Source organism: Cellvibrio sp. ATLC23 (assembly GCF_057196725.1).
Genome location: NZ_JBXUOS010000002.1, coordinates 550,148 through 567,248, shown reverse-complemented (window position 1 = coordinate 567,248; position 17,101 = coordinate 550,148). Strand labels below are relative to the sequence as shown.

The following is a 17,101-nucleotide window of genomic DNA, read 5'->3' as shown; positions in this document are numbered from 1 at the left end:
GGAGATTCATTTATGTCGGCCTATTCACAATCCTTCATGTCCCTGTTCAAGATAAAAAAACTGTTTGTCGTATCGATGATTTGCTTGTGGAGCTGCACTGTGCTCGCCGCAGAAAAATCGGCGAGTGGCGCTAGTGTTGCGCAAATCAAATTATGGAACGGCAATAAAACCCAATCGCGTCAGCAGTATGAGCGCGAAGTGCTGCAAGCCGCGCTTGCTGCGACTGTTGCATCACACGGTCAGTGGCAACTGCAAGAAGACCTGACGGACTATCCGCTCGCCGCCGACGAAGCCAGCGTATTTCGAAGCAAAGGTTTTGATATTTTTGGCACTGTGGCGGGCAATACCAAATTAGCAAATGAAAAGAAAAATCTTATTCCTCTGCCATTGATGAAGGGTTTGTTGGGGTACCGAATTCTAATTATTCGCGCGGAAGACAAAGAAAAGTTTGCGGCAATTAAATCCGCCCAACAATTGCAAGCGTTACGCATGGGCATTCCTAGCACTTGGGCGGATGCAGAATTGTTTCGCCACAATGGTTACCGAGTAGAAGAAAAGGGCAGCTTCGATGATTTATTTGTGCGTCTGGAAAATAACGAATTTGATTATGTCACCTTTGGTGCAAACGAAGTGACTGGTGTGTTTGCCGAGCGCGCGGCGGCGTCGGGCAAACTGGTTGTCGAATCCTCGCTTGTTGTTTTTTATCCATTTCCTTTGGTGTTTTATGTGAATCCTGATAATAAACTCCTAGCGCAGCGCGTGATGCAGGGTTTACAAACGATCAGTGCCAATGGTGTGCTCGATGGTATTTTTAAACGCTATTTTGCCGCTGATTTATTAGAAGTAGATATACCGGCGCGCAGGATGATCAACTTGAAGAATCCCATTTTACCGAGCGAGATGGCCGACTTTACGTCTATGTTGTAAGTCTTGAGTGAGTGAGAAATGTCATTGCTATCTCATGACATTGGCTGCTGTGATATCGCTATCTGCAGGGCTATTCTGAGGTCATAAAAATATCCCAGCCTAAGGATCATTGCGGTACTGGGAAAACCTCTAGGCTCAGGTGCGGATATTGATTGATAATGCTGCGCGACACCTTTATCGGTTTTCCTTCCGCCGCCAACGAACAGGACATATTGTGACGAATAAAGACGAACTCCTATCGCAACTGCGTATTAATCGCGACCACCCAGATGAATCCAATCATAAGGCTCGCTTGTGGATTGGCATAGCGGCAGCTGTTGCTGCTGTAGTGGTGGGCATCAGTTTATTGAGTGACCCAGCACCGATCAAAGTACAAGTCGAAATGGCGCGCATGGCGGTGCCCGATTCTTCTTCTGCCACAGTATTGGATGCCACCGGTTATGTAGTCGCTCGCCGCACTGCCACTGTGTCTTCAAAAGTGACGGGCAAAGTTGCCGAGATTTATATTGAAGAGGGGCAGCAGGTCGAAAAAGATCAGGTGGTTGCACTGTTAGATGATTCCAATACCCGTAGATCATGGGATTTGAGTAAAGCAGAATTGCACTCGGCTAAAACCTATGTAGCGGAAACTCAGGCGCGTTTAACCGAGGCCAAATTAAATTTGGAGCGCAACACTGAATTGGCGCGCCGTCAGCTGGTGAGCACAGCAATATTAGATAAAGCGCGCGCAGATTTTGAATCGCTGAATGCACAATTAAAATCGCGTCAGGCCGACATTATCGTGAGTGAAAAACGCTTGGCCTTGCAGCAACAAAATTTGGATGACTTAACCTTGCGCGCACCTTTTACCGGTGTGGTTATTAGTAAGGATTCACAGCCAGGTGAAATGATTTCACCTATTTCGGCGGGCGGCGGTTTTACTCGCACCGGTATTTGTACCATCGTCGATATGAGCTCGCTGGAAATTGAGGTCGATGTCAATGAATCTTACATTCAGCGCGTGCGTGTCGATCAATTTGTGCAAGCGGTGTTAGAGGCTTATCCCGATTGGAAAATTCCAGCCAAAGTTATCGCCATTATTCCCGCCGCTGATCGCCAAAAGGCAACGGTAAAAGTGCGCATCGGTTTTCAAATTAGCGATGCGCGAATTCTTCCCGATATGGGGGTGAAGGTTGCATTTATGAATGCCGAACCGGTGGTCGAAGAGCAAACCAAAGAGCCGCTGGGGGTGCGTGTGCCGATTAGTGCTGTGCGCTCTGAAGAGGAAGATAAATTTATTTTTGTGGTAAAAGATGGCGTAGCCGAGTTGCGTAAAGTGACACTCAAAGCAAGCTACGGCACCGATGTTTATATCGCAACTGGCCTGCGCCCGGGTGAGGATTTTATTGTCAATATCACCCCGGAAGTAAAAGACGGCGTGAAAGTGGAGTTGCAATAACGTCATCATTTTTGATAACTGCCTCGCTCCTCTATGGAGTTGAGGCAGGCTAATAACAATAAGCTTGCTGTAAAAATTGTTTGTTCAAAAGCTATTTTAATTAAACCGCGCTCTATTGTTTATTTTCCGTCTTTTTTTGTTTGCCGATTTTTTATTGAAAATTGCTCGACTAAAACTGTCTGTTAATTCTGGTCTAACTTCCTGGAGGATCTATGACTGCGCTCGAATCCCAAACATTGGTTGCCGATGAATTGCTGGTTCAATTAAAAGGAGTAGGTAAGCGTTATAAAAAAGGTAAAGAGCAAGTCAGCGTATTAGAGAATCTCAATTTAGATATTCATCGCGGTGATTTTTTGGCGCTGATGGGGCCTTCGGGTTCAGGTAAAACCACGCTGTTAAATTTGCTGGGTGGTTTGGATAAACCCAGTGCCGGTGAATTAATGATTGGCGGCCAGCGGTTGGATCAAATGTCCTCCTCGCAGTTAACCAAATGGCGTGCGCGTCACGTAGGTTTTATTTTCCAGTTTTACAATTTGATGCCGGTATTAACCGCCGAAAAAAATGTCGAACTGCCGCTCTTGTTGACCAATTTGTCCAGCAAGCAGCGCAAGCAGCATGTGGCAGCCGCATTGGAATTGGTGGGTTTGTCCAATCGCGCCAAACACTACCCCAGTGAATTGTCTGGCGGGCAGGAGCAGCGTGTTGCAATTGCCCGCGCACTGGTAAGCGATCCGGATTTGTTGTTGTGCGACGAACCGACCGGTGATTTAGATCGCGCGACTGCGGATGAAATTCTCTCGCTCTTGCAAACCCTCAACCAGCAACAGCAAAAAACCATCATCATGGTGACCCATGATCCACGCGCCGCTGAACACGCGCGCCATACCTGGCATATGGATAAGGGCTCGCTGGTCACCAATAATAATGGCAATGCAGGGGGGCACTAATCATGTACTACTTGCAATTTCTATTGAGTAATTTGGGGCGCAAAAAAATGCGCACCACACTGACCCTGCTCTCCATCATGATCGCGTTTTTATTATTTGGTTTACTGCGCAGTTTGGCCGCAGCATTTGATCAGGGCGCAGAAATCGCCGGTGAAGACCGCTTGGTCAGCATTAATAAAATCAGTTTGATCCAGCCCCTGCCTGAGTCCTATCTGCCCAAGGTGCAAGCACTTGCGGGTGTCGATAAAGCGACCTCTGCCAATTGGTTTGGTGGTTACTATCAAGAACCTAAAAATCAATTTCCGCAATTTCCGATTATCGCGGAAGATTATTTTGAGATTTATAAAGAAATGATCAGCTTGCCCGATGAACAAATGCAGGCATGGAAAAAAAATCGCATTGGTGTGGTGATCGGAAAAGCATTGGTGGATCGCTTTAAATGGAACATTGGCGATCGGGTTTCGTTAAAAGGTATGTTTCCGCGCGAGGGTGGCAGCACCACATGGGAATTTGAAATTTCAGGTATTTATGAAGCGAAAAGCAAAAGTGCCGATACCAGTGCCATGCTCATGCATTACGCTTATTTTGATGAGGCGCGTCAGTACGGCAAGGGTGATTTGGGCTGGTTGATTGTTCGCGTAAGCGATCCAAAACAATCTGCCCAAGTGGCTGCCGCTATCGATGCGCTGTTTGCCAACTCTCCTGCCGAAACCAAAACCAGCAGCGAAAAAGAGTTCGCCAAATCTTTTGCTAAACAATTTGGCGATATAGGTTTAATCACTACGTTAATTCTCGGTGCTGTGTTTTTTACTATGTTGCTGGTTGCCGGCAATACCATGGCACAATCGTTTCGCGAGCGCATTCCAGAGTTAGCGATTTTAAAAACCCTGGGTTTTTCCGATCTCGCGGTGATGCTAATGGTGTTGTCAGAGGCGATTTTAATTTCGCTTATCGGCGGCCTTGCAGGCTTAGTGCTGGCGAAATTTTTTATTACCGGCGCGGCAGAATCCATGGCCGCTACACTGCCGGGTTTAACCCTATCCAATACCATGCTGTTGTTCGGTGTAGGCCTGATGTTTTTGTTTGGCCTGCTCACCGGCATTATTCCCGCGCTGCAAGGTTTGCAGCTTAATATTGTTGCAGCATTGCGGAGGCGTTAATTATGTTTAATGCAATTACTCAAATTATTGTTGTTACCCTAATGAATTTGCGCAATTTACCGCAGCGCTTGGGCACTTCTGCTGTTGCTGTTTTTGGTGTGGCCTGTGTGGTGGGGGTGTTTATTGCGGTGCTCTCAATGGCCAGCGGTTTTCAGCGCACTATGGTGAGCGCCGGCGCCGATGATGTATTAATTCTAATGCGCGCGGGCGCAACCTCGGAGATGAGTAGCGGCATGGGTTATGACCAAACCCAACTAATCGCTAACTTGCCCGGCATCGCCAAACTCGATGGTAAACCGCTCAGCTCGCCGGAATTATTTGTGATCGTTGATATTCCTATGCGCAACAAAGACACCAATGCCAATGCACCACTGCGCGGTGTAGAACCTATGGCATTTGAAGTGCGCAATTCGTTCAAGATTATTGAAGGGCGCAATTTTGAACCGGGCAAAAATGAATTGATTGTCGGCCGCGCAGCGCAAACACAATTTGCCAATTTGGCGGTCGGCTCGGTGGTGAAGTTTGGCCAAAATCAATGGACAGTGGTCGGTGCGTTTGAGGCTGGCGGCGGTTTGGCCGAATCTGAACTCTGGTGTGATGCAAAAATTTTGCAAAATGCCTATCGCCGTGGCAACAGCTATCAAATCGTGCGCGCGAAGTTGGACGATAAAAATGGCTTTGCAGATATAAAAGCAGCCATCGCAGCAGATCCAAAATTTAATCTGGATGTAAAACGCGAGGCAGATTACCTCGCCGAGCAATCAGAACCGCTGAGTAAGTTTATTAAAATGGTGGGCTACCCGCTCGCATTTTTAATGGCGCTCGGTGCAATTTTTGGTGCAGTCAATACTATGTATACCTCAGTCTCCAGCCGCACCCGCGAAATTGCTACGCTGCGCGCAATTGGTTTTGGTTCAACACCGGTGGCTATTTCAACCTTGGTTGAATCGCTGGTGCTAGCGGTGATCGGCGGTTTGATCGGCTCGCTGATTGTGTATCTGGTATTTAATGGTTACACGGTCTCCACCTTAAATTTTGCCAGCTTCAGTCAGGTAGTGTTTGATTTTGCCGTCACCCCGGACCTGTTAATTCAAGGTGTTGTATTTGCAATAGTGATCGGTTTTATCGGCGGCTTCTTCCCCGCCATTCGCGCCGCCCGCTTGCCGGTGGCGACGGCATTGCGCGAAGTGTAGATAATCTTTAGGGGTTTTCCGGTAAAAGCCGCTGCCTGTCAGCGGCTTTTTTATGGCTGGCAGTTTTGCGCTGCAGGTCAATATTTGGTCTGTGCTGGGCTATTCTTGCATGCTGTACGTAAAAAGGGGGTTGATGTAGTATCGCTCCCTTATTGCATAAATATGCAAAACAACAATTACAACAAAAATGGAATCACAGCGAGGGTAAACAAGTTGAAAGACGATAAACCCACATCCTTTGATATTGCCTTTCGTGCCGGGGTGTCCCAGTCCACCGTTTCCCGCGCGTTGCGTAACAGCCCCTTAGTTAACTTGGAAACACGCCTCAAAGTTCAGCAAATTGCCCGCGAATTGAATTACAAAGTCGATAAAAACGCGAGCTGCCTGCGTTCCCAGCAGACTAAAACGATTGCACTTTTATTGTGCGAAGATCACGGCACCGGCAACTCCTTAATCAATCCCTTTTTTCTATCCATGCTCGGTAGTATCACTCGCGCAACCGCGAGTCGCGGGTTCGATTTGTTGATTTCCTTTCAGCAATTCAGTGAGGACTGGCATGCGGATTATGAAGATGCCAATCGCGCCGATGGCATTATCTTTTTGGGTTATGGCGACTATGAAACTTTTGTAAAAAAACTCACCTATCTCACTGAAGTCGGCGCACACTTTATTACCTGGGGGCCAGTACTTGAAGGTCAGCCAGGTGTTTCAATTGGCTGCGATAACTTCAATAGCGCCTACAGCGCTGCGCAGCATCTATTATCGCTTGGACGCAAAAATATCGCCTTTCTTGGCGATGTCTCTGAACACAGTCCCGAGTTTTCTGATCGCTATCGCGGCTTCTGCAAAGCGTTGCAAGAAGCGGGCATTGCAGTGAATCCTCAATTGCAAGTTGCCGCCGAAACTTCGGAAGAAGAAGGCTACAAAGCGACCCTCAGTTTGTTGCAGCGCCGCCTGCCGTTTGATGCCATTTTTGGCGCGAGTGATTTGATCGCCATAGGCGCGATGAAAGCATTGGAAGAAGCGGGTATGCATATTCCACAAGATGTTGCAGTGATGGGCTTTGACGATATTCCCATGGCCTCCTACACCTATCCCCCACTTTCCACCGTGCAGCAAGACACCTTGCTCGCTGGCGAATTGCTGGTAGAAAACTTATTGCTCTTGGTCGAAGGAGAGCGTCCAGAGTCGATGTTATTACCCGCCAAATTAATAGTGCGCGGTTCTTGTGGGGCGAAGCCGGTTAAGAAATAGGGTCATGTTTAACTGAAGATATAAGCAATACCCGCTTGAATATTGATCTCCAGGTACCATAAAATACTTAATATAGGTATTTTATGGGGGATTTATGGCTAAAAACACAAGTATTACCCTAGGTGATCACTTTGACGGGTTTATAAGTGCGCAATTGGAGTCGGGGCGTTATGGCTCCGCCAGTGAAATTGTCAGGGCTGGTTTGCGTTTATTGGAAGACTCGGAAAATAAACTACAAGTCCTGCGGCAAATGCTGATTCAAGGTGAAGAGAGCGGTGTTGCTGATTATAACTACAAGGATTTCCTTGCTGAATTGGATGAACAGAAATCGTAAATGGAATTATTTCAACTTAGTAAAGATGCGAAATTAGATCTGCGTGCAATCGCATTGTTCACCCAGAATCGCTGGGGGAAAACACAGCGAAATTTGTATATCAAACAATTAGATGATGCATTCAGATTGCTCAGTGAAAATTTTGATGCAGGTTTGGCGTGTGATAATATTCGTGCAGGTTATAGAAAGTTCCCGCACGCAAGCCATATTATTTTTTACAAGAAAAATGAGGTAAATGGAATCTTAATCGTAAGAGTTCTGCACAAGAACATGGATATAGACTCGCATATCTAACACGATAAAAAATCAAAACCTCTGTCGTTTAATAAACGGCAGGGGTTTTATGTTTCGATTTTGTTTCAATGCCCCTGCACAACCAAATCACTTTCCTCTCCCGCATCCTGCACAAAATACACTGAAATTGCGCCGAGTATCATGCACACACCGGCGAGCACTAAAATATAAATCGCTTCGTTGTTAAATATATATTTCACGATTTGCCCTGCGACTAGACCGGAAACAATTTGTGGTGCGGCGATGGTGAAGTTAAATATTCCCATGTACACACCGGTTTTATCGGCGGGGAGTGAACCGGCGAGAATCGCGTAGGGCATGGCGAGTATTGCGGCCCATGCGATGCCGACGCCGATCATGGGGATTAATAAATTCAGCGCGCCTTGTGGTACATCCACCTGTGTTAACCACAAATTCACGTGCACAACGTCTGCGTTTTGAAATAATAAAAAGCTCATATAACCCAATCCACCGGCAAGCAGCGAAAGGGAGTAGGTGAACTTGCGGCCAAAGCGATTCGCGATGCGGGTAAGTACAATCGAAAATAGAGCGGCAAATAATGAATAGGCGGCGAAGATGATGCCGACCCAATCTCCCGCTGCACCTTTGGCTGCTGCTATTTCTGGTGGGATTACATCGAGTGAATGTAAATAATCGGCATCAAACCATTTGGCTTCTATGCCCCAAATATATTGGGTGATCGCCGGAGTGGTATAAACCCACATAATAAATAATGAAAACCAGGAAAAAAATTGCACCACCGCGAGTTGGCGCATGGTTTTCGGCATATTGATAAATAATTGCCAGAAATTACCAAGGCGTACAGCGAGCGATGGTTTAATTGCTGGCGCTACGGCGGCAGTGAGGCCTTTGTAGCGATTGTAATCAACCGGCGCGTATTCTTTAGTGCGAATTACCGTCCAGAGCACCGTGAGAAATAAAGCGCTAGCGCCGATATAAAACGCCCAGGTGACCGTTGGCGCTACTTCACCTTTTGCGGCGGTATTGTCGAGACCGATAATATTGGTGAGCACAAAAGGTAAGATGGAACCAATCACTGCGCCGATATTAATTAGCAGGGCTTGTACTGAATAGCCAAGTGTACGCTGTTGATTGGGCACCATATCGGACACCAGCGCACGAAACGGCTGCATGGTCACGTTAAACGCGCCGTCCATTAACGCCAGCATCAAGCCGCCAAATAACATGGGGGTGATAAACGCAACAAACAGCGAGGCGTTAGGCATTAATAACATGCCGATAGCAGCTGCAATCGCACCACCGAGAATATAAGGGCGGCGCCGACCAACGCGGTTCCAGGTGCGATCAGATGCAGCACCGACAATAGGCTGCACCAATAAACCCATAATCGGCGCTGCGAGCCAGAAAAGTGAGAGCGAATGTAAATCCGCGCCGAGATCGGAGAGCACACGGCTGACGTTAGCATTTTGTAATGCAAAGCCAAGTTGCACCCCTAAGAAGCCGAAACTGACGTTCCAGACTTGCCAGAAGGGGAGAGTGGGTTGTTTTGTCGTCATCGTGTGCTGCCTTTGTTATAAATTTATTGGTGTTGTTAATTTATTTATGGGTCTTGTAATAGAGGAATTGATAGATCAAAAAAGAATACGCACGCCGATAAAATCGGCGTGCGTAATTTAATTACAGCAACTATTTCACATAGCGCGCTTCAGTGCTTGCGTTGCGATCCCATACTTTGCCGTCGCTGTAGCTGCGCAATAATTTCACGTATTCCGCGTGGGTCCAGGCGAGCGGTGTTGCGCCGTTAGTACCTTCACCAATTTGATAATTGTAGGCGGCATTGCTGCCGATGCCATCCCACACTTGCTCGGGCAGCATCATGCCTTCGTTGGCAAATAATTCCATCGCTTTTACGTAAGTATTGCGCAGTTTGTCCATATCAATAGCGCTATTGGTTTTGGCCAGTTGCAATTCATAGTGCCCGCGCTCGCCGGTGAAAAACGGCCACACGCGCCCACGCCCTTCGCTGGAGTTATTCGCTTCAACATAACCAAAACCGGTTTGCAGATCTTCACCATAACCATCGATACCGTAGCGGCGCCAGCCGGGGAATGTGCCTTCAATACCGGGGAAGGTAAATTCGTATTTGACGCGCAACAAATCGGGCAGTTGTTGATTGTCGTATTCAGGAATGGTTTCAAGGATATGTTTATCATTCGCGGCGCGTACACCGTAGCGCACCAATTCCAAAAATCCGCCATCGACAACTTGTGATTCATCGTTAATGACTTGCGCGTTGCTGGTACCAAGCGCGGAGTGATCGTTGGGGTCATCATTGGCGTTAATACGTAAATAATAATTGCCATTGCCCATCTCGCCGGTTAATGAACCGTTGGTGGTGAAGGTGAGCGATTCCAACTCACTGGAATATTTATCGGCTGCGGCGAAATATTTTTCCGCGCCTGCGGCATCGCCCGCTTGAGTAGCTATGTCACCGGCTGACACCAAACCGGCAATAATGGCGGCGGTGGTGGAGGGTGAATAACCTTTTTGTTCTTCCCAGCGCTCTTGCTGGGTGTAGGGTGGTTTGATTTCAGTGTCATTCCACATGATTTTAACTTTGCCGCCGTCCGCTAAAAAATCCGCAGCCGGTTTGAGCATGCTGTGATACCAGCGCGTAATTTCTGCATCGCTCAAGATGCCTTCTTTCCACAGGCGCCAGCCGAGCATAATCGGCATGCCGGTTTGATCGAGCTGCACACCTACCCACTCGGGTTCGCCATCAACGTGAGTTTTTTGTAAAAACCAACCGGGTGTACCGCTGTAGCCAGCAATTTTTTCGCTCGCTTGCACTTGCTGTAAATATTCAAATGCAATGCGTGGCGATTCATTATCGCCCAGCGCCAGCATGGCCATCGCTACCTGATAAAAATCCCGCGGCCATACCGCTTTGTATCCTGTGGCCGATTGCTCGGCGGGTTTGGTATCGCCCCAAGGGTTGGAGAGCGAAGCGATAAAAGCACCGGCGTGAGTTTTATCTTCCTGCGCTTTTAATACCATCGCGCTGGTGTAGAGTAGTTTTCCACCGTCGGTTGCGGTTGCAGATAATTTTTCTAGCGCGGGTAGCGTTTGTAAAAAATCCTGCCAGCCAATCGCATCGCCATCGCCGTTGTAATGCGCGAGCACTTTGTCATAACCGCGCGCTAGGGTTTTGTCGGCTGAAGCCAGACTCTCAGTTGAATTCTTACCAAAACCCAAGACAAAGTCCCACTGCGCAGTTTCACCTTTTTTCATTGCCGGTAGTTGCAAAGTGAATGCGACATTGCCTTTTTCTGCGCCGGTTGTTGCATAGGTCTTGCCGAGCGTGCCGGATTTTTTTAATTCGGTTATACCATCGGACGTTCCCTCAAAACCCACGGTGCTTTGCACAACTTGCGCACTGGTTTTTAAGGTCATGCTGTTGTCGCCATCGGTGGCGGTCCAGCTGTTATTGCTAAAAGCTGCGCTATCGTTGCTACCGGTATTGGCGATTGCAGGGTTTACATAAACGTAAGGAGTTATGTCATCGGCCAGTGCGCGAAATTGCACACGCATCATTAAACTTTGCGAATCCGGGTCAGTAAAAAAATGTTTTTCAATTTCATATTGTTGGTTTTTATCTTTGTTAATAATTTTGTAGGCAAGGGATAGTGGGCGCCCTTGCGCATCAGTAGCTAAATAGTTGGTGGTGGAAACTGTGTCTTTCTTTTCTTCATCGAGAAAGTCTTGACCTTTAATAAAAAATTGCAGCTCCTGCAGTTGCGCTTGGTGAATCAAACCGTACATGGTTTCGGTGAGCACGCCCTGTGCAATAGAAAACCAGACCTTGGATATGGTGCCGGTCGCACCTGAGTCGCGGTAAGCGCCATTGGTGTATTGTTCGTACGATGTGCCTATTCCTGTTTTTCCCGCATAAGCCCACACCGATGGATTGCCGGGGGCGCCGGGGGCGGCTGCATCGGCGGCAGCGCCAGAGCTTGTCGATGAATGATCCGAGCAGGCAGATAACAACAGGCTGCTGCTGATAACCAGCGCTAAAATATTTTTTTTCATGACAAGACTCTCGTGTTTTAAATTGACTGTATTAAAAGATGTTATTGCTGTTTTGTATTCTTGGTCATCTGCGGCTATTAAAGGTTGTGTAACGCTTGGATATAAGCGCTGGCTGTCATAGCAGAAATGACTCTTTCATCACATTAGGCCTTGGCTAGAATCAACTCAAGTGCGTGCATACGTATTCAGCCTGCATACGTATGCATTCAAGACTAGTTCAGAATTTTTACTTCAGTGAAAAAATCTATGTGTTTATGAATACGTATTCTATGCGCTTTTTGCGCGGAATTTACTGTTCGGCGGCTTGCATACGTATGTAGTCACTTGGCGAAAAAATAGCGCTCGCGTATGGTGTGTACATCGGAAACAGAATCGATGTTGGGTTGATGGCGATGCAGCATTTCAGTTCGTCATCAATCAGTTCGCAAATCAATAAAAAGTAGAGATTTCTGCAATGACAACAAATCCCTGGTGGCGCGGCGCGGTGGTATATCAGGTATACCCACGCAGTTTGATGGACGCCAACAATGACGGTATTGGCGATATCCCCGGCATTATTAGCAAGCTCGATTATATCGCCAGCCTCGGTGTGGATGCGATTTGGGTGTCACCCTTTTTTAAATCGCCTATGAAAGATTTTGGTTACGACATTAGCGATTACCGCGATATAGATCCTCTGTTTGGCAGCTTGGCTGATTTTGACAGGTTGATTGCTGAGGCTCATGCGCGCGGCATTAAAATTATTATCGACCAGGTATTGAGCCATACATCGGACCAGCACGCCTGGTTTTTGGAAAGCCGCGAGTCGCGCGATAATCCGAAGGCCGATTGGTATGTGTGGGCCGACCCCAAGCCCGATGGCACTCCGCCCAACAACTGGTTGGCGATTTTTGGTGGCTCGGCTTGGGAGTGGGAGCCGCGCCGCTGCCAATACTATTTGCACAATTTTTTAAAATCCCAGCCAGACTTGAATTACCACTGTGATGCGGTACGCGCGCAAATTTTGGAAGAGGTGGAGTTCTGGTTAAAACGCGGTGTCGATGGCCTGCGCTTGGATGCAATTATTTTTTGCTTCCACGATAAATTGCTGCGCGACAATCCTGCCAAACCGATTGAAGAGCGCAGAGGGCGCGGCTTCCGCGAAGACAATCCCTACGCATTCCAGCGCCATATATACGATAGCGACCGCCCGGAAAATTTGCAGTTTTTAGAATCCTTGCGCGAGCTGATGGACCGTTACCCTGGTGCCGTTACACTCGGTGAAATCGCTTCGGAAGACTCGCTGAAAACCATGGCCGAATATACCGCTGGTAATGCGCGCCTGCATATGGCGTACAGTTTTGAGTTGTTGGTCGATCAATTGTCGGGTTCTTATATTCGCGAAACCGTAGAAACCCTGGAGAAAAACTTATCTGAAGGTTGGCCTTGTTGGTCAATCGGCAATCACGATGTGGTGCGCGTCATGTCGCGTTGGGGCGGCACCGAGCAGTCACCGCAATTAGCTAAAACTCTCAATGCACTTTTATTATCATTGCGCGGCAGTGTGTGCAGTTATCAAGGTGAAGAGTTGGGTTTACCTGAAGCGGAAATTCAGCAGCACGAATTGCAAGACCCCTATGGCATTACCTTTTGGCCGCGTTTTAAAGGTCGCGATGGCTGCCGTACACCTATGCCGTGGCACCACACGGAAACTCACGCAGGCTTTGCGCAAGCAAAAACCTGGTTGCCTATTCCCGCAGCTCACAAAGAGCGCGCAGTGAGTTTGCAAGATGATGATAGTGCGTCAATACTCAATGCGTATCGTACCTTTATGTGGTGGCGTAAACAGCAGCCAGCGTTGCGTTTGGGCGAGATAGAATTTGTTGCTGATGCGCAGGATTATTTGGTGTTTATTCGTCGCTATGAAAATCAAGCGCTTTTGTGTGCGTTTAATTTTGCCAATATGTCACAGCGAGTGTCGCTTGATAAGTCTTATAGTTTGGCGGCGATTGAAGGGCATGGTTTGGTGTCAATGGATGCCATTGGCGACACGCTTGAGCTGCCTGCTTTTGGTGCGCTGATTTCCCGAATTATCTGATTTTTTCTGTTGTTTTTTTGTTGTAGTTGTTTTGCTGTTGTAGTTCCTCCCCTTAGTTGTTTTATTGTTGGTCTCGCTTTAAGAGGGCTTTTTGCCCTCTTTTTTTTCCTCTTTATCTTCCTCTTTCAGTCGTTATTTCTATATGCGCTGTAAACACCACTGTTTATTTGCTTTCTATTGTTCAAATTCTGGCTGGAAAAAATTCATCAACTAGGCTTAAGCCTGTAAAACACACGCTGTTATTGATTTGTTTTTTTGGAATGCATACGTATGCGGTGTGTTGAATACGTATGCATTCTATTGTGAGGGGGGCTGGGTAAGGCCTACTATCATTTCAACGACAGAACCATTCTGTTTTGTGCTTGTCGCCTGAAACAAGAGTCGTTTACAGACAATGTTAACAATAAAAGTTATACCTCTGCGGAGAGAAACCTCATGAAAAAGCAATCGTTCAACCACATGCTCGCGCTGGCCACCACAATGGCACTGGTGTCGGGTTCACAAACTGTTTACGCACAGCAAGCTGCTGAGCAAATCGAAGAAGTTACGGTTACCGGTTATCGCGCCACACTGCTCAACTCGATTGAAACTAAACGTCAATCAGATGTGGTTGCCGATGTGGTCGATGCGAGTGCGGTAGGTTCCCTGCCGCAAGTGTCGATTGCCGATGCGCTGGGTCGCATTCCAGGCGTCACTACCGTGCGCGATTCTGGCCAGTCATCGCAATTAAATATTCGCGGTATGAATGGCGACTTTATTCAAACCACCTTGAATGGCCGCGAGCAAGCGACTACCAGTTCTTACACTGAAAGTCTGCGCTGGATGTCATTCGACCAATACCCCGCTGAGTTGATTAGTCAGGCGGCGGTGTACAAATCACCAAAGGCTTCGCACATAGAAGGTGGTGTTGCAGCGGTTGTTGAACTCAAAACTGTTAACCCATTGTTGGCGGCGAAAGAGCACAATTTTAACGCCGGTGTGCGTTTGTCGAAAAACAATGACGCGACTGGCGATGATCAAGGTGAGCGTTACAGCCTCTCTTATCAAGGCAAGTTTTTGGATGACACTTTGGGTGTTGCACTGGGTTATTCCAGCCTGACCCAGCCCAATAATTTTGAAGGTTCGCGTGCAGGTGCTGACGGCCAGATTGGTTATGCCTCTGCCAATTCCGATTTTGCCCGTGCCTATCAATTTCAAACCGGCTACGGCGATGATCAGCGCGATGCATTTATGCTGACCACTGTGTTTCAACCGAATGATTTTTTCAAAGCGCAAATAGATTATTTTAAATCTGAGTTTGAATCAGAAGACAAGCGTCATGGTGTAACTGTGGGCGGCTTGTCAAATGCGACTGCGACTAATGGTGTAATCAGCATTGGCAACCCTAAAACCACTGGCGATTCTTCACCTTGGATTGAAGCGCGCACCGAAGATCAATCTACCAATGCCGACTCAGACAGTTTGGGTTTAAATCTGGAATTTAATCTTACCGACACTACCAAGCTCACGTTGGATTACACCAACAGTAAGGGCGACAAAACCCGTAAAGACCGTTTGGTTTCTATGCACGCTTACCAATTTGGTACAGCGACGGGTAACTTGAATGGCGCGAGTGTAACAGGCGCGACTTGGGAAGAACTGGCCGGTCAAACCATTTCGATTACCGAGAATGGCGAAAAAACACCAACGATTTCATTTAACAATCCTGATTTGCTGACCAGCTCTAATATGCGTTTGTCGCGCTACGAGGAATATCCACACGTTTACACCGACGAAGTGGAAAGCTTCAAGCTCGATGTTAAACAAGATTTGGAAATGCCATTTATCAAATCGGTTGAGGCTGGTGTGCGTGTTTCCGAGCGTGTATTTGATTCGCGTCGCGGTACTTTCTTGTATGGTGCACGCGATGGCCAGTTCAACTATGTCGATGGCAGCGGCAATTGGCAATCTTATTGCGCTGACAACATCACCGAACCTTTTGTTGCCTGTATGCCACAAGATATAGATGGTTTTGTTTCGGTGGGTTCAGTTGATGGAGCGCCAGATCACTTTGTGGTGAACATGCAAGGTCTGGCCGATGAGTTGTTTGGCCCGGGCAATTATCAAGGCAAACAAATATTCAGTCGCGATTGGACCTTTGTTGAATCGGGTGCACTGGAAGAACAAACCGATGCATTCTATGTAATGGTTAATTTGGAAACCGAATTGGGCAGCGTACCAGTGACCGGTAACGTCGGTGTGCGCTATGTTAAATCCGATGTCAAATCCAAAGGTGTACAAAACGTCGGAGCAGGTAATGGTGAATCAATTACCGATGATGTTGGTGTAACGCAAACTAACTACAAGTACGTTGAATACGGTCCGGAATTCAGCGATACCTTGCCAAGTTTGAACTTGAACTTTGAGTTAAGCGATAACGATGTATTGCGTTTTGCTGCAGCAAAAGTGATGGGTCGCCCACCAGCAGGTCAATTAAAAGGTGGTGCCGGTTCCTGGAACGGCGGTGATCGCGGCGGCAACCAATACAACGTATGGACCAAAGGTTCTCCTTACCTTGATCCATTCCGCGCAAATCAACTTGATGTGTCTTACGAACATTATTTTGACAACGGCGGCGCCATCACCCTTGCCGGTTTCTGGAAAGATATTGAAAGTTTGGTGGAAAACATTTCCTACAATCCGGTTATTCAACGCGATGGCAATGGCAATCCAGTATTGGATAGCAGCGGCCAAGTTGTGGTGGTGGAAGACACGCTACCTATCTTCCAGGCCAATGGTTTAGTTATTCCTGCAGGCATGGTTGCCGGTACCTACAACACTGCAGTCAACAACGAGAAGGGCGGTTACATTCGCGGTCTTGAATTAGCGGGTACTTATACGTTTGATACATTGCCCGGTATTTTTTCTGGCTTAGGTACTACTGCAAGCTATTCTTTCACACAGAGCGAAATGGAAATTACCGGTGGTTCATTGTTCTCGGAAAAACTCTCATTGCCGGGTCTTTCGGAAAATGTATGGTCGGTAACGGCGTTCTGGGATATTGGCCAGTTCAGCACTAACCTCAACATGCGCTACCGGGATGAATATGTGTTGAACATGCCGGTACCCGGCAGCTCAACACCGGTTCTTGGTCAGGCCTACACCACTATGGATTACCAAGCGTCTTATGCGTTTGATAATGGCATCGATGTGGTGTTTGAAGTCACTAACCTGACTGACGAAGCTGTGGTGCTTTCTTACGGTGCAGACAATCGTTTAGGTGAGTACAAAACCTTTGGTCGTCAGTTCTATGTGGGTGCGAACTACAAGTTTTAATAGCCTGAAGTAACACTGGGGAACTCCAGCGACAACTAGGAACCGCCCGTCGAGCCGAATTGACGGGCGGTTTTTTTACTAAATGGCGGCG

The 17,101-nt window shown here is 47.5% G+C and carries 12 protein-coding genes; 10 read left to right on the top strand and 2 right to left on the bottom strand.

Annotated elements, in window-relative coordinates:
* Positions 1-12 precede the first annotated feature (12 nt).
* From AC2CG4_RS05355 to AC2CG4_RS05320, 8 genes are all read left to right on the top strand, one after another.
* The gene (locus tag AC2CG4_RS05355; protein ID WP_484485289.1) at positions 13-927 is read left to right on the top strand and encodes a hypothetical protein; all 915 of its coding nucleotides are present in this window, start codon (positions 13-15) and stop codon (positions 925-927) included.
* A gap of 214 nt (positions 928-1,141) precedes the next feature.
* A complete protein-coding gene (locus tag AC2CG4_RS05350; protein WP_484485288.1) occupies positions 1,142-2,365 on the top strand; it encodes an efflux RND transporter periplasmic adaptor subunit in 1,224 nt (407 codons plus the stop codon).
* A gap of 212 nt (positions 2,366-2,577) precedes the next feature.
* Complete coding sequence (locus tag AC2CG4_RS05345) at positions 2,578-3,312, top strand: ABC transporter ATP-binding protein (protein ID WP_484485287.1); 735 nt, start codon at positions 2,578-2,580, stop codon at positions 3,310-3,312.
* A 2-nt stretch (positions 3,313-3,314) separates the two neighbouring features.
* Positions 3,315-4,472: an ABC transporter permease gene (locus tag AC2CG4_RS05340; protein WP_484485286.1), complete on the top strand. Its 1,158-nt coding sequence runs from the start codon at positions 3,315-3,317 to the stop codon at positions 4,470-4,472.
* A gap of 2 nt (positions 4,473-4,474) precedes the next feature.
* On the top strand, positions 4,475-5,665 hold the full coding sequence (locus tag AC2CG4_RS05335; RefSeq protein ID WP_484485285.1) for an ABC transporter permease: 1,191 nt from the start codon (positions 4,475-4,477) through the stop codon (positions 5,663-5,665).
* Between the two features lie 213 nt (positions 5,666-5,878).
* The gene (locus AC2CG4_RS05330) at positions 5,879-6,919 is read left to right on the top strand and encodes a LacI family DNA-binding transcriptional regulator (protein WP_484485284.1); all 1,041 of its coding nucleotides are present in this window, start codon (positions 5,879-5,881) and stop codon (positions 6,917-6,919) included.
* A 94-nt stretch (positions 6,920-7,013) separates the two neighbouring features.
* The gene (locus tag AC2CG4_RS05325; protein WP_484010553.1) at positions 7,014-7,253 is read left to right on the top strand and encodes a type II toxin-antitoxin system ParD family antitoxin; all 240 of its coding nucleotides are present in this window, start codon (positions 7,014-7,016) and stop codon (positions 7,251-7,253) included.
* Positions 7,254-7,547, top strand: a complete 294-nt coding sequence (locus AC2CG4_RS05320; RefSeq protein WP_484485283.1) for a type II toxin-antitoxin system RelE/ParE family toxin — start codon at positions 7,254-7,256, stop codon at positions 7,545-7,547.
* A gap of 65 nt (positions 7,548-7,612) precedes the next feature.
* Here the strand turns inward: AC2CG4_RS05320 and AC2CG4_RS05315 are convergent, their stop codons facing one another.
* A complete protein-coding gene (locus AC2CG4_RS05315) occupies positions 7,613-9,085 on the bottom strand; it encodes an MFS transporter (protein ID WP_484485282.1) in 1,473 nt (490 codons plus the stop codon).
* 130 nt (positions 9,086-9,215) lie between these two features.
* On the bottom strand, positions 9,216-11,618 hold the full coding sequence (locus AC2CG4_RS05310) for a glucan 1,4-alpha-glucosidase (protein WP_484485281.1): 2,403 nt from the start codon (positions 11,616-11,618) through the stop codon (positions 9,216-9,218).
* Between the two features lie 454 nt (positions 11,619-12,072).
* Between AC2CG4_RS05310 and AC2CG4_RS05305 the strand changes: the two genes are divergently transcribed.
* Together AC2CG4_RS05305 and AC2CG4_RS05300 are read left to right on the top strand one after the other, a co-directional pair.
* On the top strand, positions 12,073-13,695 hold the full coding sequence (locus AC2CG4_RS05305; protein WP_484485280.1) for an alpha-glucosidase family protein: 1,623 nt from the start codon (positions 12,073-12,075) through the stop codon (positions 13,693-13,695).
* Positions 13,696-14,130: 435 nt separating this feature from the next.
* Entirely contained in the window at positions 14,131-17,010 is a 2,880-nt protein-coding gene (locus AC2CG4_RS05300) for a TonB-dependent receptor (protein ID WP_484485279.1), read from the top strand.
* Positions 17,011-17,101: the final 91 nt, after the last annotated feature.